This is a genomic window from Kineococcus siccus, assembly GCF_009906795.1.
Classification (GTDB): domain Bacteria; phylum Actinomycetota; class Actinomycetes; order Actinomycetales; family Kineococcaceae; genus Kineococcus; species Kineococcus siccus.
Window position 1 is genome coordinate 1 of sequence record NZ_JAAALN010000373.1, and the last position, 1,812, is coordinate 1,812.

1 protein-coding gene and 1 pseudogene are annotated in these 1,812 nt (G+C 80.8%); one reads left to right on the top strand and one right to left on the bottom strand.

From position 1 onward, the window contains the following. Positions 1–1,332: class I SAM-dependent RNA methyltransferase (locus GTR02_RS21525; RefSeq protein WP_166609511.1), on the top strand; the 1,332-nt coding region annotated here is incomplete at its 5' end. A 46-nt stretch (positions 1,333–1,378) separates the two neighbouring features. On the opposite strand, the pseudogene GTR02_RS21530 reads toward GTR02_RS21525, so the two are convergent. Further along, positions 1,379–1,812 (bottom strand): annotated as a pseudogene (locus GTR02_RS21530) (hypothetical protein); the annotation flags it as partial.

Genomic DNA, 1,812 nt, shown 5'->3' on the forward strand with positions numbered 1-1,812 from the left:
CGCCAGACCCGGCCCGCCCGCAGCCAGGGCCCCGACGCCGCCGGCACCGAGCTAGAGCTCGAGGTCGGGCCCGTCGCCCACGGCGGCCACTGCGTCGCCCGCCACGAGGGCCGCGTGGTCTTCGTGCGGCACGCCCTGCCCGGCGAGCGCGTGGTCGCCCGCGTCACCGAGGGCGGCGAGGGCGCGTCCTTCTGGCGCGCCGACGCCGTGCGGGTCCTGCGCGCCGACCCCGACCGCGTCGAGCCCGCGTGCCCGGTCGCGAAGCCCGGCCTCTGCGGCGGGTGCGACTTCCAGCACGCCACGCCCGCGCGGCAGCGCGGCCTCAAGGCCGACGTCGTGGCGGAGCAGCTGCGCCGCCTCGCGGGTCTCGACCTGCGCGTCGAGGTGGAGCCCGTGCCGGTCGCGGCCGGCGGCCGCGAGGACGGGCTGCGCTGGCGCACCCGCACCCAGTTCGCGATCGACGCCGAGGGCCGCCCCGGCCTGCGCGGGCACCGCTCGCACGACGTCGTCCCGCTCGACGACTGCCCGATCAGCGCGGAGGGCGTCGTCGCCAGCGGTGTGCTCGCCGGGCACTGGGGCAACGTCGAGGCGCTCGAGGTCGCGAGCGGCTCCGACGGGGGCCCGCCGCTCGTCGTCGTCCTGCCCTCGGCCGGCCGGCACGCGCGGATGCCGAAGCTGCCCGACGCCTCGGTCGCGGTGCGCCGCGCCGACGGCACGCTGGAGCGCCGCTCGGGCCGCACGTGGGTCGGGGAGCGCGTGCTCGTCGGTGAGGAGGAGCTGGCCTTCCGCGTCGGTGGTGCGGGCTTCTGGCAGGTCCACCGCGGTGCGGCCGCGACGCTGTCGGAGGCCGTGCTCGCCGCGCTGCAGCCGCGGGCCGGGGAGCGGGCCCTGGACCTGTACGCCGGGGCGGGGCTGTTCACGGCCGTGCTGGCGCGCGCCGTCGGCCCGGACGGTGCCGTGCTGGCGGTGGAGAGCGAGGAGCGCGCCGTGCGCGACGCGCGCCGGTCCCTGCACGGCCTGGACCACGTGGGCCTGCGGGCCGAGCGGGTCGAGGACGTGCTGGCCACCGCGCCGGCGGACCTCGGCAGCGCCGACCTCGTCGTCCTGGACCCGCCGCGCTCGGGCGCCGGGCGCGCGGTCGTCGACGGCATCGCCGCGCTCTCGCCCCGCGTCGTGGCCTACGTGGCGTGCGACCCCGCGGCCCTGGCGCGCGACATCGCCTCCTTCGCCGAGCGCGGCTACGTGCTCGACGGCCTGCGCGCCTTCGACCTGTTCCCGCAGACGCACCACGTGGAGTGCGTCGCGCGGCTGGTCCCGGCGGCTGGCGCCTGACGCCGGGCCGCGGGCCGTGGCGGCCCCGGAGGCGGAGGCGCCGGTCTCAGCCCGCGGCCAGGGCCAGCGTCAGGAGCGCGACGAGCAGGACGGCGACCAGGGCGGCCGCGGCGGTCGTGACCGCCTCGCTGCGCACGACGTCCCAGTCCAGCGCGCTCCAGCGGGTCGCGGCCCAGCGGGTGGCGGCCGCACCGCGCGGGCGCGCCCGGCCGGCGGGCCCGGCCCCCGGCACGGCGCGCAGCCCCGCGAGGACCGCGCGCAGGACGTCCGGGGACGTCGCCCACGGGGCGTCGGTGAGCGGCGCGGGCGGCCGGCCCGCGAGGACCGGGCGGGTCGCCGCGCGGTGGGCGCCGCTGCGCCGCGGAGCCGGCACGCCAGAGTTCCCGGAGGGCAGCTCCTCGGAGCCCAGGTCCCCGGAGGGCAGGTTCCCGGGGCGCACGGCGGACCCCGGGGCGGCGGCGGGGCGGGGCGGCGCGGGGT